Origin of the sequence: Fibrobacter sp. HC4, assembly GCF_023373925.1 — a bacterium.
Taxonomy (GTDB): domain Bacteria; phylum Fibrobacterota; class Fibrobacteria; order Fibrobacterales; family Fibrobacteraceae; genus Fibrobacter.
Map to the genome: position 1 here is coordinate 20384 of NZ_JALCZV010000020.1, position 18141 is coordinate 38524.

Below are 18141 nucleotides of genomic sequence, written 5' to 3' on the forward strand. Positions count from 1 at the left end.
CAACATCAACAGCTACGACAGCATCCAGGTTCACGGCGGTTCCGGCTACATGCTGGAATACGCTTGCCAGCGCCTCTACCGCGACGCCCGTATTACCTCCATCTACGAAGGTACTACCCAGCTCCAGGTTGTGGCAGCCCTTCCGCACATCACCACCGGCACCTACACTTCCATGCTCGACGAACTGGAAGCAGCCGCTGTTGCACCGGAATTCGAAAGCCTCAAGGCCCGCGCAAAGGCTATGGACGACAAGTTCAAGGCAGCCATCGACTACGTCAAGGCCGCTGAAAACAACGAGTTCCTGGACCTCTGCAGCCGCCGCCTGTACGAAATGGCCGGTAACTGCGTCATGGCTCAGCTCCTCATCCGCGACGCTTCTGCAAACGCAGAACTGTTCGGCAAGAGCGCCAAGGTCTACCTGAACCTTGCTGAAGCAGAAGTGATGAAGCACTCCAACTTCATCATGAACCTGACTGCAGATCAGATCGCTGATTATAAGAAGGCATAATCACGTCTAGGAGTCATCCCCGCGAAGGCGGGGATCTCGCAAAACTTAAAAGACCTCGGCAGAAATGCCGGGGTCTTTTTTTGTACGCCGCATACTTAAGTAAATATCCGCAACTAATTTAATTTGCGGACGTTTACTTGACAAAAATAATAAAATCAGGTATATTTTCTCACAGGTAAGGTTCACATGTTCTACAGTTACGAAGATTGCATATCCAATTACGGTTCCAACCACTTTCTTGAGAAAGCGCTTCGTAACGGCAAGTTGTTTAAAGTAGAAAACGGGATTTATTCGGACTCTTCCACATGGCGGGAATTAGCCCTGGTAGCCTTCAAAAACAAAGACGCAGTCTTCACTATGGAGAGTGCATTTTATTATCACGGTTTAACCGACGTCGTTCCAGAACACTACACTTTAGGAACCGATCGCGATTTCACAAAAATCCGAGACCAAAGAGTACACCAGTATTTTTTTCCAGACAATCTTCTAATGCTCGGCGTCGAAGAAAAAGAGGTTAACGGAGTTTCAATAAAAATCCACACAAAAGAGCGACTGCTAATCGAACTAATACGTCGTTCAAACAAGTTGCCTTTTGACTACTACAAAGAAATCATGGGCAACTACAGGAATAAAATTTTTGAACTTGACGAGGAATGGTTCGAGGACAATGTTCCTAAATTTCCGGGATCAAAGAAAATTATGAATGCGATTAGGTTGGAGGTTTTTTGATGATCAGTCTTGAGGAAGAAATTCAGAAGTGCGTAAGCCAAGGCTTTGCAGAAGAACAAGCCATTGCTAAAGTAGGGCAAGATGTCATTCTGTACGCAATAAGCCGAAGCCACCTGAGTGAAAGTATAACCGTCAAAGGTGGCGTCGTAATGAGAGAATTGTCGCACAACAACCGCCGAGCCACGCAGGATATTGACATTGATTTCATTCGTTACTCCCTCGAGGAAGATTCCATAAGATCATTTATCAAGACATTGAACAATATTGATGGCGTATCTGTTTCTTTGGTAGGCCAGATGGAAGATTTGAAGCAACAGGATTACCACGGCAAACGGGTGTTCTTGAAATTATCCGATTCATTTGGCTTTGAAGTAACTAGTAAAGTCGACATTGGAGTTCATAAGCACATTGACATTTCGCAAGAAGAGTTCTGTTTCGACATTGCTTTGCAAAATGATTGCGTAAGCCTTTTAATAAATTCAAAGGAGCAGATGTTCTCCGAGAAATTACGTTCCTCGTTAAAGTTCGGCATTCATTCTACACGTTACAAGGATGTATTTGATTTGTTCTGGCTATCCAGAAACATCAACAAAGAAAAATTGCGAAACTGCATGAATGAATTCATCTTTTCCGATGCGGGAATGAAAGAAAACTCAACGAGTGATGTCATCAAGAGAATCGAAAAGGTTTATGGAGACAAAAACTTTAGAAGACAAGTTGTCCGTTCAAAAAAGAATTGGCTCGACATTGATGACGACATGGCTTGTGACGGTCTAATTGAATTTTTGCGTACGCTGTAAGTTTATCGAGCGAACGAGAAAAGACCTCGGCAGAAATGCCGGGGTCTTTTCCACGAGTTCTTTATTCTACTGGTAATTGAAACGACATTCTTCCTTATAACTTTTTCACCGCATGTAAATCCCATTTTTTCACGTCACTTTACATAACTCGGCGACAGCGTACACTCCCACTCATCTCCCACATATTCACACTCATAACCTTCTTCCAGACAAATAACCTCTCCGCCAATTTCTTTCTTAAAAAATTCTTCATCGCATTCAAATTCATTAGAGCCAATTGCGTGAGCATTCATCGGGAATATTATACATTCACTTCCATTCTTCTTATAAAAGCCTTCCTCACAGTCAAATCCCTGCAAATTATTTTTATGGGCATTCGCTGGCAAGTTTTCACATTCTTTTTGATTTTTCTTATAATACCCCTCATCACAGTCAAATCCCTGCGATTCATTTTTGTGAGAATTTGCAGGCAAATTCGCACACTCATATTGATTTACTGAATACTCTTTTTCACTGCAGTCATAAGGTTTCCTGCAATATCTAAAATTTCCGATTTGTACATTATCAAAACCGTCATCACATGCATATCCAATAGAGTCAAGTCGATGAGCATTTTTCGGCAAGGATGCACATTCATATTGTGCTACAGAGTATTCTGCATCTTCACAAATATATGGCTTTCTGCAATACGGGATTTCGTTAATCTCGACTTTGTCAAAGCCATCATCGCATTCAAATCCGATCTTCTTATTCTTCTTTCGACGAGCATTTTTGGGAAGCCCCTGACATTCATATTTACTGACATAAAACTCATCTTCACCACAGTCATAGGGTTTTATGCAATCATAATCTTCGTAAAGTTTTACTTTGTCAAATCCCTTTTTACAAGTAAAACCCACACCCTTGTTCTTCTTTGCATTTTCAGGAAGTTCTGCACAAGTCCACTTATCTACAGCATATTCAAATTCATCACAATCATAAGGCTTACGACATTCTCCATCCTGATAGAAAAATCCCTTCTCACAGTTTTGCACCATGTTACCATTTTCATCAACATTATAATTTTTCACGCAGCGCAAATAATTTGCAGAGGCTCCTCGATACACACGAACCGGACCTATTTCAAAATTATACCGATCTCTATATGCAGAATAATACACTACAGAGGCATCCTCAGCCTCTGTGGTAGAGAACGTCTCAATATGTTTAAAATCCTTATATAGATACCTTAGAGGGAACTCTCCTCTTTTTCCTGTTTTAAAAAAACGCGCCGCCGCTGTTGGGTCATCCTCTACATACCCCCTATAATATTCGGCACCAAGAATCATCAATTGACCGCCATATTTCAATCCGAACATTTTAGAAGTTTCAAAACGTTCGCCTTCATTATAGGCAAATTCGCTAAGGGAATCAAATTCAGCAACTGTGGGAACATGCCATCCACTTGGGCAAATCCCCTGATGCATTCGCTTTACATAATCATTAACATTTTCGTCATCATATGCTTTTTTTGCAGGTAGTTTCATTGCGGTATGCCACGGATACATTCGACCAAACTTTTGGCAATTACTTTCCTTACCGCCAAAACAGTAGGATGGAGATGCCTTGTACTTAAGATTTTCTGCCATCCACGTGTATTCTCCGATTTTAATGGTTTTATACTTCCTACCATCGCGATTATCAACAAGAGTTCCTGCAATTGAACAAGTAACACCCCAAAAGAGTAATGACACCAATAGTCGTTTTACAAACATACTCAGCACCCTTTAGTCACCAAAGAATTAGTTAAACAAGCCCCTGGAAGCGAGTTCAAAGTTGCAACTTCCAGGAGCCTTTTTAGAAATAGATCTTATTTAATGTTGAGACATTTTTTGAAATTGGAAACATCTTCTGTTGGCTTTCCCGGCTTTTTGTCTCCGTGGATTCCTTCAATGGAAAATGTTGTTGATAGTTTCCTTACATTCAATAAATTTTTGTTGGCGTCCTTACACTTTTGTATAAGCAAAGTTTCGCAAGAATCTATTTCTTCTGGGCAACTTTTCCGATTGTTCAACACAACAAAATAGATTTGCAGCCCTGTTTTCGTTGCACAAGCAAGAAAGTCGTTGAGCATAGCTTTCTTGCGTATCGAGAAACATTCATCTTTGAAGGAAGTATTCGTCTTGCCAACATAAATCGGAGTAGAGCCCCGAGTCACGGCATTTGCAAAAACATAGCAGCCTTTCTTATTAGCATACTCAGAGAAAGGTGCTGATCTCCATAATGCGGCATTAACATCTTTCAACTGAGAAATTGATACCGAGCCTCCCTTAATTTTCTTTGGAGCAGTGGGAACAGGGATAGGACCATGAATGGTGAATTTCACTGACATTAATTATTCCCCTTTTTTTCTGAATCAGCAAGACAACGAACTGATAAACCATCATTAAATGTGTGCCTCCCAAAAGAAGCAACATCCAAATAATCAAGCAATTCCATTGCTTCAGCTTTATCGTTCCTTGAATCTGTCGTCCAAAAATAGGCCGATTTCCCAAAATCATTTTTTACTGTTGAACCAGAAGGCAGAGCATTGAACCCTAATTCATCCAAGCCATTTTTCTTAGGCCAATTAGTTTTTGATTTCAAAATACTAGCATTGTTGTCAACATAAGCAAATAGTACTCTCCACTCATCTTTTGATGGGATATGCCAACCCATTGGACAAAGATCTTTGATTTGATTCCAAGAATAAAGCCTTCCATACTCCTTACAATTTCTTTTATCGTTTGCATAGCAAGAACTTCCTTTTTCGTTATACGCCAAATTTTCAGCCATCCATTTTTGATTTCCTATGGTCACTGTTTTATACACCTTTTTATCACGTTTATCTTTAAAGGTTCCTACAGCAACAGCATCAATTTCATAGTTTTTCATACAACGAATTGGTTCAGCAACCCAATCCGCCTGGGTTTCATCAAGTCTGCTTACCCAGTTATCATTGAAAAAGAACCATTTATAATAGTATTTTTCATTATGTGTAGATGTCCAAAATGCAACAGCATGTCCATTCGGATCAAATCGGTCAATTTTATTCTCAGATAATTGAGCATTACCAACAGGAAGCACATTAAAACCTAGTTCATCCCATCCATTATTACTCTCCCACCCACTTCTACTCTTCAATTTTTCACCGCTATCATCTCCAACAGCCCAAAGCAACCGTTTTATTTCATAACGAGAAGGAAGATGCCACCCAGCAGGGCATGCCTTTTCGGCATCTTCCCACTTATATAGCCTGCCATATTTCTCACACTCCAAAGGATCATTATTGTGACAATAACTATTTTTTGTTTCAAAGTTTAGGTTCTCCGCAAGCCATGTTTGTTGATTTATTTGTACAGTTTTGTATTCTTTTTTGTCTCTGCTGTCTACAAATTTACCTTGTATCACAGAGTACTTTTCTTTACTTGTTGGAGATGATTCTTCTCCTTGAATGCAACGAACTGTCATTCCAAAATAACGAGATTTTGCACATTTTGTTTTTTGAGGATCTAAGTCATCTATTGTGGTACACAAGGCGTTACCCTGATCATCACTCGATTCTTTTGACGATGTCCAATAATACGATATCCCTTCCTTATCGAAATTTCCATAAGGATCCCTAAATCCAACTGTGTAAGCATTAAAATTTGGAGCGGATACCTGATAACCTATTTCGGGAACATCATCATCCCACAAATATAACCTATCCTCATTTTTTACAAGTGTTTTAAGAGTCATCCAATCACTACGCGACGGCAATCTCCATCCTTGTGGACATGCATTTAAAGCTGCACGCCATGTATAAAACCGGCCTAGTTTCGCACACTCTTTGTCATCATTATGATAACAGAAACTATTGTGAGTATCAAAGTTCAAATTTTCCGCCATCCAAACTTGATTCTCTATCCGAATAGTTTTATATGTTTTACCATCTCTTGGATCATCTAAATTCGGAGCAGAAACAACTTCTGCAAATGTAAAAGCAACAAAAGACAAAGAACAAATTGAAATTATTTTATTCATCATATATTCTCCTTTGAAATTCATTTAATCTTTCGTTTTGCAGGCATGTCAAAAAGAATTTTGAATGCTGCCAGAAATTCAATTGCATCTGCATAAGTCCAAATGGAAACAATAGCTTGACTAGCTTTCCATTTCCCCTCGGAATCGTAACCAACAAACTTTACGACATAGTGATTTTTTATCCATTGAAACCTAAACTCTACAGAATGCCACCGTTTCGAATAAATACTGAAAGACTTACGACTATCGTCAAAACCATACCCCTTTTCATTCGCAACATCCTGAAATGTTTGACGAATTTTCTCTCGTAAATTTTCGATTTCTTTTTTTTCTTCAGCCACAGAAACCTCCATTGTATACACCTATGAAGTTCACCCTCATTCATCAAAGAGCCACATCAATTTTCAGGAAATAAAAAAGGACGCAGGTCGATGCATTTGCCTAAACGAGGCTCTCGACAGCCTTTAGACGACAAACACAAACGACCCACGCCCCAAAAGGGCTGTTGCCCATGGTCATACGACCAAAGACCCGCTTAAAAAGCCGGCACGACAAACTGAAACATACAGCAAAAAGCGGTATGCTTGCGTGAGCGTTCGCCTTATTCTCGTCTAAGGAAATGGTCGAGATTTCGTTTAGAGAACAAGAGCAAAACTCTATTTTCCACAAAAATAAATTAAAAAAGTAGTTTTCGCACAAAAAGTTTACAAATGCATTCTTTTTTTGGGAACCTGGACCAAAACGTTTCAAAAAACGTTTTTCAGACAATATGATAATCTCAAGAATACGGACAAGCAGGGCATTGCGGGGCGGCGACTGAGCTCCGCAGAGGGGGTAGCGGAAGACCCGGCCGGGTGGGTTTCGGAACTTTATTCCCGTAGGGAATGATTGTAAGGGCGGGGCCGGGGCTGCAGCGAGGGGGAAACCTCCCCCCACCATCATAAGCTCACCAAGGGCATGAATGCCGAATACTCAAACATCAACAGCTACGACAGCATCCAGGTTCACGGCGGTTCCGGCTACATGCTGGAATACGCTTGCCAGCGCCTCTACCGCGACGCTCGTATTACCTCCATCTACGAAGGTACTACCCAGCTCCAGGTTGTTGCAGCCCTTCCGCACATCACCACCGGCACCTACACTTCCATGCTCGACGAACTGGAAGCAGCCGCTGTTGCACCGGAATTTGAAGCACTCAAGGCCCGCGCAAAGGCTATGGACGACAAGTTCAAGGCAGCCATCGACTACGTCAAGGCCGCTGAAAACAACGAGTTCCTGGACCTCTGCAGCCGCCGCCTGTACGAAATGGCCGGTAACTGCGTCATGGCTCAGCTCCTCATCCGCGACGCTTCTGCAAACGCAGAACTGTTCGGCAAGAGCGCCAAGGTCTACCTGAACCTCGCTGAAGCAGAAGTGATGAAGCACTCCAACTTCATCATGAACCTGACTGCAGAACAGATCGCTGATTATAAGAAGGCTTAATCGCTGATTGGGATTACGCGGACATAGCGCCGCGCGGTTCAGCACGTCATCCTGAATGAAGTCGCGAAAGCGACGAAATGAAGTATCCAGCAAAACTTAAAAGACCTCGACTCGAATGAGTCGGGGCCTTTTTTGCATCTTGATGATGAATACGGTTTCATAACAAGCTGCCCAAAATAGTTCATCTATTTTAGGTAGAATGAGTTGATTAACAGCGCTACTTCACTTTACTTAGGAGTGCCTGGGCGGCGGCACTGGCAGCGGCAGCCTCACGCATACGCTTACGGGCACGGGAGCCGGGGCGATTCTTGCCGATGGTACGGCGGTTCAGGTTGTCGCCTTCGAAACCATTCTGCGGAACGGAACCATTTTGAGAACCGGGACGGTTCTGCGGGTTGGAGGCGCCTCGAACCTGTTCCGGCTTGCGACCGAATTTTTCCGCACGATTGCCACGGCGCTCTTCTCGAGACTGACGAGGCTGTTCACCATTTTCGCGGGACTGTTCTGCAGCGCGGGCGTTACGCTTGTCGGCCTGGTGCTTACGCCAGTCGAACTTTGCGGGCTGTTGGCCTTCGCCGCGATTTTCTTCGCGACGGTCGCCCTTCTGACCACGAGGTAAACGTCCGCGAGCATTACGCATTTCGCTTTCAGGAGTTTCCTTCTGCTGTTCAGGCAACTTTTCGTAAATAGCCTTGTCACCTTCGGGAACCTTCACCTTGGTCAGCTTTTCAATGGCACGCAGATCCTGTTCTTCATCGGGAGCGCAGAAAGAAATGGCGACGCCTTCCTTGCCAGCGCGAGCCGTACGGCCAATGCGATGCACAAAAGTTTCCGGTTCGTTGGGCAGGTCATAATTGAAGACGTGGGTCACATCATCCACATCAATACCGCGAGCAGCAATATCTGTTGCCACCAGCACGCGGATACGTTCATCCTTGAAATTGCCAAGAGCTTCCTGACGACGATTCTGGCTCTTGTTGCCGTGAATGGCGGCGCACTTGACACCAGCCTTTTCCAGCACGCGTACAATTTTATCTGCGCCATGCTTGGTGCGGGTAAACACCAGCACCTTCTTCATCTCTTCGTGAGAAGCAAGAAGTTCCTTCAACAGGGCACCCTTGCGACGCTTATCAATGCGGTACAGTTCCTGGCGAATTCGTTCAATGGGAGTGCTCTGGGGAGCCACTTCCACACGAACCGGATTTGCACTGAGGATCGTTGCAGCCAGGTCAGAAATTTCCTTAGGCATGGTGGCGCTGAAGAACAAGTTCTGACGCTTGCCCGGAAGCATGCCCACCACCTTGCGAATGTCGTGAATGAAGCCCATATCCAGCATACGGTCTGCTTCATCCAAAACGAAAAATTCCACATTCTTGAGGGTCACGGCATGTTGGCCAATCAAATCCAGTAAGCGGCCCGGAGTTGCCACCAGAACATCTACACCGCGAACAAGAACGTTCTTCTGCTTCACATCGCTAACGCCACCGAAAATGCAGGCAGTAGAAATAGCAGTATACTGGGCATACTGCTTAAAGCATTCCTCCACCTGAATTGCCAATTCACGAGTGGGCAGCAAAATCAGGGCGCGACAAGTTTTAGGCTGACGGAACTTACCAGAGTCCAGTAAGCGCTGCAGAATAGGGAGCGCAAAGGCTGCGGTTTTGCCCGTTCCCGTCTGGGCGATACCCAGCAGGTCCTTACCCTCCAGCAAACTGGGGATGGACTGTTCCTGAATGGGAGTGGGGGTTTCGTAGCCTACAGTGCGAACAGCACGCTGCAGCGGATTTGCCAAAGGAAGTTCTTCAAATTTCATATTAAAGTCAAATGTAGAAATTTGAAGTCCAACCTATATCTTATCGCACCATCACACGAGTAGAAACTCCATTGACGCGAACCAAATAGTTCCCTGCGGAAGTCAGTTCAACAATGTGGTTTACACCGCTGATTCTGTCCTGGGCCACAATCTTGCCCTTCATATCAACAACGAGCATCTTGTCGCCCTGCTTAGCGCCAACAATGTTCAGAGTGCGACCGCTAACAGAGACACCAAAGTGACGTGCCACAGCAATGTTCTTCATGCCAGTGGAAGCATCCACAAACTTGGCCACATACACACCGTCAGAAAGAACCCACTTGTCAAAGACGTAGTCCACACCCTTCTTGGTGTAGCCTTCGGGAGCAACACCCATCAAGGCACGCTGAACGACCTCATCCGAATTTTCTACGTCGTAGTTGAACACCACTTCCATTTTTCCGGATACATCGCCAGCCTTATAATGGACAGTCTTCTGGAACAGGGCATAGAAAGTCTTTCGGCCCTTGGCTTCGGCACCGACAAACTTTACCCTGAGACCAGCGTAATCCTCAGTTTCATACCAACCCATAAACTTCCAGGATTCATCATCCTTGATGGAAGCAGACGGGAGCTGCACACCTTTACCAAGAACGTACTTTGAAACGTCGCTGGAAAGAACCGCATTTGAAGGCATCACATAGACAATCTTGTATGCCTTTGAATAAACAGGCACATAATTGCCGTATTCATCTTTTTCCCACTTACCATCAAATTCATTACCAACAGAATCCTTGTCGCCAACGACAGGAACGACAATGCTAGAATCCTTCTTGGAAATTTCGGCCACAGCATCGTTAATCTTCTGATTGACATCATCATCAGAATCATCCCTGTCGATAACAACGCTGATAGTAGTGTTTCCAATGACTACGACAATCTCCTTTTCGTAAACAGGAACATAATTGCCATCATCATCCTTCTTCCATTCGCCATTGAATTCGAAACCATCTTCAGATTCAGGAACTTCAATCTTGGGATCATGATTATTCAAGGTTTCTTCAATCTTCTGCTTAATTTCTTCGTCAGAAGCATCCTTGGGAACAACAACTTCGATGGTATCCTTGCCAACAACAACTTCAATGACCTTGCTGTCATCAGGTACAACATACACCGGAGTGTACTTGTCGTCGCCATCGGCGTCTTCCCACTTGCCGTTGAAATCACGACCAGCTTCATCCTTGGCAGGAACAACAACGGTAGGATCAGTCTTGGCTGCCTCAGCTACAGCGTCATTAATCTTATCGCTGATGTCATCGGCGCTATCGCCCTTCTTGATGTCAACGGGGATGTCCTTGCCAGCAACTTCAGCCTGGACAGTCTTTTCGTAGACAGGTTCGTAAGCGCCATCCTTATTCTGTTCCCATTCGCCATTGAACTGGAAGCCATCTTCATCCTTGTCGCCAACGACAGGCTTGGTTACGACTTCTTCAATCTTCTGTTCAACTTCTTCGTCAGAAGCATCCTTGGGAACAACAACTTCGATGGTATCCTTGCCAACAACAACTTCAATGACCTTGCTGTCATCAGGTACAACATACACCGGAGTGTACTTGTCGTCGCCATCGGCGTCTTCCCACTTGCCGTTGAAATCACGACCAGCTTCATCCTTGGCAGGAACAACAACGGCAGGATCAGTCTTGGCGACCTCAGCTACAGCGTCATTAATCTTATCGCTGATGTCATCGGCGCTATCACCCTTCTTGATGTCAACGGGGATGTCCTTGCCTGCAACTTCAGCCTGGACAGTCTTTTCATAGACAGGTTCGTAATTGCCATCCTTGTCCTGTTCCCATTCGCCATTGAACTGGTAGCCGTCTTCATCCTTGTCGCCAACGACAGGCTTGGTCACGACTTCGTTAATCTTCTGTTCAACTTCTTCGTCAGAAGCATCCTTGGGAACAACAACTTCAATGGTATCCTTGCCAACAACAACTTCAATGACCTTGCTGTCATCAGGTACAACATACACCGGAGTGTACTTGTCGTCGCCATCGGCGTCTTCCCACTTGCCGTTGAAATCACGACCAGCTTCATCCTTGGCAGGAACAACAACGGCAGGATCAGTCTTGGCAGCCTCAGCTAAAGCATCATTAATCTTATCGCTGATGTCATCGGCGCTATCGCCCTTCTTGATATCAACAGGAATATCCTTGCCAGCAACTTCAGCCTGGACAGTCTTTTCGTAGACGGGTTCGTAAGCGCCATCCTTATTCTGTTCCCATTCGCCATTGAACTGGTAGCCATCTTCATCCTTGTCGCCAACGACAGGCTTGGTTACGACTTCGCTAATCTTCTGTTCAACTTCTTCGTCAGAAGCATCCTTGGGAACAACAACTTCGATGGTATCCTTGCCAACAACAACTTCAATGACCTTGCTGTCATCAGGTACAACATACACCGGAGTGTACTTGTCGTCGCCATCGGCGTCTTCCCACTTGCCGTTGAAATCACGACCAGCTTCATCCTTGGCAGGAACAACAACGGCAGGATCAGTCTTGGCGGCCTCAGCTAAAGCATCATTAATCTTATCGCTGATGTCATCGGCGCTATCACCCTTCTTGATATCAATATCGATTTCCTTACCAGCAACAACCACCTTGATTGTTACAACATCATAAACAGGAACATAATTACCGTCCTTATCCTGTTCCCATTCGCCATTGAACTTATAACCATCGCCATCCTTGGCGGGAACTACAATTCCGTCATCCTTCACAGCATCGTTAATTTTCTGATTAACGGTTTCCTTAGAATCATCCTTTCTGACGGTAACATCAACTTGAGAACCACCCACTACAACATGAATATTCTGGTCTTCACGAGAAATGGCATCGTATTCGGGAACATATTCGCCACCATCTTCCTTCCAATGACCATTGAATTCATAAACGAAATCATCATCGGAAGGTTTTTCGGGAACCTTCAAGTCAGAATTCGGATCACGGAGCAGTTCGTTAATCTTTTCTTCAATTTCATCCTTTGAAGCATCTTCACTTACAGTGACCGTAATCTTATTTCCTCCGAGATTAACCGTCACATCAATCGTTTTCTCGGTCCACACAGCCGTATAGGAAACATTTTCTGCAGGCATCGTTTCCGGGACACTCGGATTCCAACCAGAGAAAGTATAATGTTCCTTTTCAACAACCGGAGCATCCAAGGAAGTTCCATATGAAACTTCACCAGCTGCAGTTCCTGCCGTTGCAACACTGCCACCTTCAAGATTCCAAGCCAATTTATACTTCTTGGGAGCAACATCGATTGTCACTACAACATTCTTCTTCGGCATCACAAAACTTGTCGTCTTCGTATCTAACGTCACATCACTGGAAGACACTTTAGTAATTTCATATCCATCATGAATCAACATTGTGGGATACTTGACATTCACATCGGAAGCGCTAGACACATCTAGGTACCTAGCTTCCAGATATTCAGCAGCTTCAGTCGACGCAGCGCCAACAATCTTGAAAGTAACGGCATACAACGTCAAAGCGCTTTCATCCCAGGCAGGATACAACGTAACAGATGCATTTCCCTTATAGTAGCTTTCAAGATCATAGAACTTTTTACCACCATCAGAAAGAGACCAACCAATTTGATTGACTGTCGTTTGTACAGAGCAATTTTTACCATCCTTATCACATTTGTAGACATTCCTCGTGAAGACTTTTCCAGCCAACTTAACGGAATCCCCGTGATTCACCAATTGTGCGGCAGGAACTTCACCGACGCCATCAGTACCTTCGGCATAGTAGACGTAGTAGGATTTCACACTCCACTTTGCATAGAATTTCTTATCACCAAAGGAACCGGTAAGAATCGTCTTAATGGCTTCGCCATTAAAGTCAGCATTGTCATACCAGCCAATAAAATCATAACCATCCCTGGACGGAATCTGCAAAATAATGTTTGCAGATTCAATCGTATAGGACACAGGATTAGCAATATTATTCACGCCATTTTCACCCAATTCATAAAGAATGGCGTAGCTGACGGGAACCCACTTTGCATACAATTTCAAATCATTCAAAACCGTTTTTTCGAAATCATAAGGCAAGCCCTTGCCATCGGCAGAGGTGTACCAACCATCAAACTTATAACCATCAGCAATTGGATCTTCGGGTCTAAAAGCCGTTGAATGTTCCTTCACACGATCAATAGCCGGAGTTTCACCATGTCCATTCACATCATAGATGACGGAGTAATAAACTATCTTCGTCTCTTCCCAAACAGCATAAACATTAACATCACCCTCAGCCGCACCAAGGCTCTGAACATCAACAGCATCACTTGTCAAAGCCCAGCCCTTGAATGAGAAATACTTCGTATCTTCTCCGGTGCCTTCAGGAGCTCTAGAGGGAATTTCAATATCAGAAGAGACAATCACAGACTGTTTGGCAACTTTCTTAGCCAGTTCAGTCTTGTCACCAGCAAACTTACCACCATTAGAATGGAAGGTCACGGTTACATAGTCTTCCCACACGGCATACACCGTGCTAGAGCCAAACACCTTGCCCAGACTTTCATCCGGTTTTGTAGCAGAAGCATTCAAAGACCAACCGAGAAACTTCTTCTCGTCGCAAACAGGTTCCGTAATACCGGTAGATGTAATCGGACTATCAAACTTCAAAGCCTTGGAAGTAATGGCACCTGACGGGAATGCACAACCTGTACCGGCAGCGAAATAGATCGTGTACACAGTATTGTCAACATTATCGTTGGAAATACCGGTATTGGTGATATTGTCCGATCCGTTAGACCAAATACATTTTTCGCCACACCCTTCATTCAAATTTTCAACGGTTTCTGACGTATTTACATCAGGAAGACCTACACCGCTACCGGAACCGTTATCTTCGTTTCCGACAGGTTTATCAACAGTCTTATTGTCATAGTAGCTGTTCGCAATCGATCCTGTACCCCCGTTTTTCTGCCCCACAAGGCCGCCCAACGTACCATCGCCAGCATTGTAAACGCCATTGCCCCCATACACGCAACGTTCAATTTTTGCATTGCTAAGGGTTCCTGCAACACCGCCCACAAAGCTTGCGTTACTCAAGTTATGAATTTCAACAGAACTCAAGCAATCCTTTATCGTACCAGCTGTTGCATAGCCTGTTATACCACCAACACTCTGAGCCAAACCATCTGTAACAATAGAGCCGGAGGCATAACATCCACTGACCGTACCATCTTCCTGCCATGCGACAATAGTACCCACACTAATGGGGCGGCTTCCTCCTCTTTCCTGTATACCCGTAGCCTTAATTTCCACATTTTCAAGAACCACATTTTCAATCACAGCTTCTGTCGTTATCACACCGAACAGGGCCACATTCTGATCATCACTATCGATTTTCAAATTACGGATAGGATATCCCTGGCCATTAAAATTACCAACATACTGACGACCACTATTTTCATAACCCATCGGCTCAAAGTTTTCGGTACAGGTCATATCAATAGGACCAGTCACAATCGCATTAAGCCCGGCATTGGGGAAGGACGCCTCAGATTTTATTATTTTCTGGCATTTATTGTCGCCATACACATAGTCATAACCAGACGGGCAAACAACCGTGTTTACCAAACGGGAAAATTCCACCAAGTTTTCGCACGTTGCAATGACCTTGTACGTTTTACTACTGACCGTGGTATCTTTAAGCGCAGCAAAAGACTGACCTACCAACAGCAGGACAAACAAAACAGACAAAAAAACACAATTAAGCGATTTCATAAAAAAAGCGCCTCCATTTACGTTAAAAATAAGCATTTACCCCCAAAATAGGGAGCAGCCACCCATTATATGTGACCAATGACACCCAAGAAGCACTCCAATTTGGAATAAACGAGTCAAATTCATCAAAAATAAGGGATAAAATGCGGGAAAAAGGACATTTTCTCGAAAAAACATTTGCACGACAAGCCAACATTGCGTAAGTTTAGTGGTAGTTTTTGCTTATCTCGGGAGTTTTTTCAAATGGCTTTAATTCGAAAAATACTGACATTCTTGGCCTTCATGGCTGCGGTCGTCTTGGCTGCGCCATCTATGCCGGCAACATCTGTGGAGAAGACACAGAAGGTTCTACAGGCAAAGTCCAAGACATCAAAGAGTGCCAAAAAGGCAAAGAAATCCAAGAAGAAGAAAAAGAAAAAAGAACAGGCAGAACAGGCTGTCGAGACTGCTGAAGAAGAATCCGCAGCAGAATCTTCTACAGAAGCCGTTGAAGATAACGCCGAAGAACAGACCGCCGAGGCCGAAGTTCCGCAGGAAGAACAGTCTGACCTTGAAAGTGCATTTGAGGAAGTGCAGTCCAGTGCCGCACCGGAACAAGCTCCCACTCCCCCGGCAGAATCCGCACTTCAACCTGTTGCAGAACCGACTCCGCAACCTGAGGCCAAGCCCGCAGCACAGCCCGCCCCTCAACCGGCTGCACAGCCCGCAACACAAGCATCAGCACAGCCGGCAGCCAAGGCAACTGCAGTTAATCCGGCGGTACTGAACACGAAGCCCGGTCAGCAGACATTTATCCTGAGAGGCACCTCGACACAGGCGACCACTGCAGCAGTTGCAGACACAGCAAACAAGGTTGAAGACGAGACTCTCACCGAAAAGAAGACTTACGCCAACCGCTTCAAGGCCATGCGCAAGAAGAAGAGCGTCGCGGAATACGACAGCACCCAGAACGCCATCAGAGACAGCATCGCCTCGATCACCTACAACTTCGGTCTTTCCTTTATCGGAGGAAGAGCCAAGGACAAGCGTTTGGGCAATCTCGAAGAAAACAGCGACTGGGACGGAAACTTTGGCGTATATCTTTTCTATCGATACTACTTTACCAGTTTCTTTGCCTTGCAGGGACGCCTTGGCGCCATATACCGTTATGCAAGATTCACAAAGAATGACGAAATCAAGGACGGAATCACATACAAGGAAACCCAATTTGACGTCAACAACAAGCTTACCGTAGACTATCATGACATCGCCGTTGACGCTCCTCTTACACTGAAACTCGGAGCTCACACCGGCCACACAACGTTCATTTTCCTCAGCCTTGCAGGGGATATCACAAAGTCCATTTTCGACCAGATCAATACAACTCGCGAATATACCGTAAAGCATCCGTCCAAGGAACTGAAGAAAGACCTGGCCGTTCTTGAAAGTAAAGGACTTTATCCGGCCTACGAAAACTACACTGTTGAAGGTAATTTCTACGCAGACGACTGGGAGTTCAGCAGTTGGGCCGGTGCAGGCATCGACTGCAAATACATCTCTGTCGAATACCAGGTACTCCTCGCTGCTGGTTCCACCAAAGACAATCATAGATTCCACGCCATTAACCATGGTGGCATGCCCTCATGGCGCGTAATGGTGGATTTGAGTCTAAAGTAAGGAGGAATTATGAGATTTAATTTTATCAAAAAACTTCTTGTAGCATCTGCAATTGCATCTACCGCCGTTATTTTTTCCGCCTGTAGCGAAACAAGTGTTATCGAGGCCGAAAATGAAATTCTTAGCGAACACAAGGGTCCTAAAAAAGGTCTCCTGGATTCCCTGGAAGCCAACTTGGGCCGCGTAGATCTGTATAACTGCCTGGCAACCTACAGCAAGGAACGCTGCTCCAATTTCTACAAGAAATTCGGTTCCTACGACTGTCCGCAGATTTCCAATCCGTACTACAACGACAAGGGCGAATACACCTACGACGATGGTTCAAAGGACACTACGGGCAACGTCACGCCGCAAGATACTAGCAACGTGACACCCAAGGATACCGTTGTGGAAGTCTACTACCTGCAGGAAAACAAGAACATCACCATTACGCTGAAGTCCTTTAAGCAGAAGTCTGACAAGGCCAGCAACCCGACGGTTCGTTTCAAGGTTGAACTGTACAGCGACAGCGTCAAGGCGAACACCCTTTCAACGGGAGTGCTACCCCTAGAACTTGAAGAAAAGAAATGGCGCGATACGACTTCCTTTGACCCCATTTCGGTTGTCCGCGGCATTGACGAAATCAGGATTTGCCCCGTCGTTATCAGCCAGACAGGCGATGACGAAGAAGACGAAATCGTCAGTTCTGGCCGATGCATGTCAGCAAAGGATATCGGATACATCAAGGATACGGAAACGTTCCTAGATGACGAAGATAACGACGATTACGCCATAACCTGGGAAGCAAAACTTTACTAAAAGCAAAAAGGCATTCCGCGATAAAACGGAATGCCTTTTTTAGTTACTTTGAGCAGTTACTTCTTGGACAGTTTCTTCAGCAGTTTATTGACGTCTTCAAAGCCTTTCTGGGCTTCGTCAGCGGCAATAGCGGCACCAGCGATAGTTCCCTGGATAAACACCTTGAACAGCAGGGACTGAACATCCACATCGCTCACTTCTTCCTTGGAGAAGAAAGCTTCCATTTCGTCGGCGGCATTTTCGAAGTATTCGCTCTTGAGAGCTTCGACAACAATGGCACCCATGGCCGGGTTTGCATTCAGTTCAATGTCAAAGCCTTCGGATTCTTCAGCTGCAGCAGGCTTTGCAGCAGCCTTCGGAGAAGCCTTCTTTGCTGCGGGCTTTGCGGCAACTTTCTTTGCTGCAGTTTTTGCAGGAGCTTTCTTGGGAGCAGATTTAGCAGCGGACTTTTTTACAGCCATAATTCATTCCTTTTTTGAAGTTCTTTATTTTCAATTTAAACAAAAAATCTTGAGACCGAACGGACTTT

General features: G+C 44.8%; 13 protein-coding genes and 2 pseudogenes. 8 read left to right on the forward strand and 7 right to left on the reverse strand.

The annotated features are described in order from the left end of the window. Positions 1-61: 61 nt before the first annotated feature. The 4 genes and pseudogenes from MMG03_RS16325 to MMG03_RS12485 form a co-directional block, all read left to right on the forward strand. A pseudogene (locus tag MMG03_RS16325) lies at positions 62-142 on the forward strand (acyl-CoA dehydrogenase family protein); the annotation flags it as partial. A 30-nt stretch (positions 143-172) separates the two neighbouring features. Continuing rightward, a complete protein-coding gene (locus tag MMG03_RS12475; RefSeq protein ID WP_406600064.1) occupies positions 173-508 on the forward strand; it encodes an Acyl-CoA dehydrogenase C-terminal domain-containing protein in 336 nt (111 codons plus the stop codon). Between the two features lie 186 nt (positions 509-694). Then, a complete protein-coding gene (locus MMG03_RS12480) occupies positions 695-1237 on the forward strand; it encodes a hypothetical protein (RefSeq protein ID WP_073283448.1) in 543 nt (180 codons plus the stop codon). Beyond that, the gene (locus MMG03_RS12485; protein WP_249506417.1) at positions 1237-2037 is read left to right on the forward strand and encodes a nucleotidyl transferase AbiEii/AbiGii toxin family protein; all 801 of its coding nucleotides are present in this window, start codon (positions 1237-1239) and stop codon (positions 2035-2037) included. Before MMG03_RS12480 ends, MMG03_RS12485 begins: the two co-directional genes overlap by 1 nt. 134 nt (positions 2038-2171) lie before the next feature. Here the strand turns inward: MMG03_RS12485 and MMG03_RS12490 are convergent, their stop codons facing one another. The 4 genes from MMG03_RS12490 to MMG03_RS12505 form a co-directional block, all read right to left on the reverse strand. After that, positions 2172-3791: an FISUMP domain-containing protein gene (locus MMG03_RS12490; RefSeq protein ID WP_249506418.1), complete on the reverse strand. Its 1620-nt coding sequence runs from the start codon at positions 3789-3791 to the stop codon at positions 2172-2174. A gap of 95 nt (positions 3792-3886) precedes the next feature. Further along, on the reverse strand, positions 3887-4408 hold the full coding sequence (locus tag MMG03_RS12495; RefSeq protein ID WP_112132653.1) for a hypothetical protein: 522 nt from the start codon (positions 4406-4408) through the stop codon (positions 3887-3889). Next, positions 4408-6084 (reverse strand): FISUMP domain-containing protein, encoded by a 1677-nt coding sequence (locus MMG03_RS12500; RefSeq protein WP_158535534.1) that lies wholly within the window; start codon positions 6082-6084, stop codon positions 4408-4410. The genes MMG03_RS12495 and MMG03_RS12500 overlap by 1 nt, the downstream gene beginning before the upstream one ends. Before the next feature lie 17 nt (positions 6085-6101). Continuing rightward, the gene (locus MMG03_RS12505) at positions 6102-6422 is read right to left on the reverse strand and encodes a hypothetical protein (RefSeq protein ID WP_139259093.1); all 321 of its coding nucleotides are present in this window, start codon (positions 6420-6422) and stop codon (positions 6102-6104) included. Positions 6423-7008: 586 nt separating this feature from the next. Here MMG03_RS12505 and MMG03_RS16165 point away from each other — a divergent pair. Beyond that, a pseudogene (locus tag MMG03_RS16165) lies at positions 7009-7170 on the forward strand (acyl-CoA dehydrogenase family protein); the annotation flags it as partial. Next, positions 7156-7563 carry an Acyl-CoA dehydrogenase C-terminal domain-containing protein gene (locus MMG03_RS12510; RefSeq protein WP_346348720.1) on the forward strand — a complete coding sequence of 136 codons (408 nt, stop codon included), beginning with the start codon at positions 7156-7158 and terminating at the stop codon, positions 7561-7563. The pseudogene MMG03_RS16165 and the gene MMG03_RS12510, both read left to right, overlap by 15 nt. Positions 7564-7780: 217 nt before the next feature. Here the strand turns inward: MMG03_RS12510 and MMG03_RS12515 are convergent, their stop codons facing one another. Continuing rightward, positions 7781-9376: a DEAD/DEAH box helicase gene (locus tag MMG03_RS12515; protein ID WP_249506420.1), complete on the reverse strand. Its 1596-nt coding sequence runs from the start codon at positions 9374-9376 to the stop codon at positions 7781-7783. Positions 9377-9416: 40 nt separating this feature from the next. Beyond that, positions 9417-15134 (reverse strand): InlB B-repeat-containing protein, encoded by a 5718-nt coding sequence (locus MMG03_RS12520; RefSeq protein ID WP_249506421.1) that lies wholly within the window; start codon positions 15132-15134, stop codon positions 9417-9419. Between the two features lie 267 nt (positions 15135-15401). Here MMG03_RS12520 and MMG03_RS12525 point away from each other — a divergent pair, with 267 nt between their 5' ends. Together MMG03_RS12525 and MMG03_RS12530 are read left to right on the forward strand one after the other, a co-directional pair. Then, on the forward strand, positions 15402-16814 hold the full coding sequence (locus MMG03_RS12525) for a hypothetical protein (RefSeq protein ID WP_249506422.1): 1413 nt from the start codon (positions 15402-15404) through the stop codon (positions 16812-16814). A 9-nt stretch (positions 16815-16823) separates the two neighbouring features. Then, positions 16824-17612 (forward strand): hypothetical protein, encoded by a 789-nt coding sequence (locus tag MMG03_RS12530; protein ID WP_249506423.1) that lies wholly within the window; start codon positions 16824-16826, stop codon positions 17610-17612. A gap of 56 nt (positions 17613-17668) precedes the next feature. Here the strand turns inward: MMG03_RS12530 and MMG03_RS12535 are convergent, their stop codons facing one another. Continuing rightward, positions 17669-18073 carry a hypothetical protein gene (locus MMG03_RS12535; protein WP_083538295.1) on the reverse strand — a complete coding sequence of 135 codons (405 nt, stop codon included), beginning with the start codon at positions 18071-18073 and terminating at the stop codon, positions 17669-17671. Positions 18074-18141 lie beyond the last annotated feature (68 nt).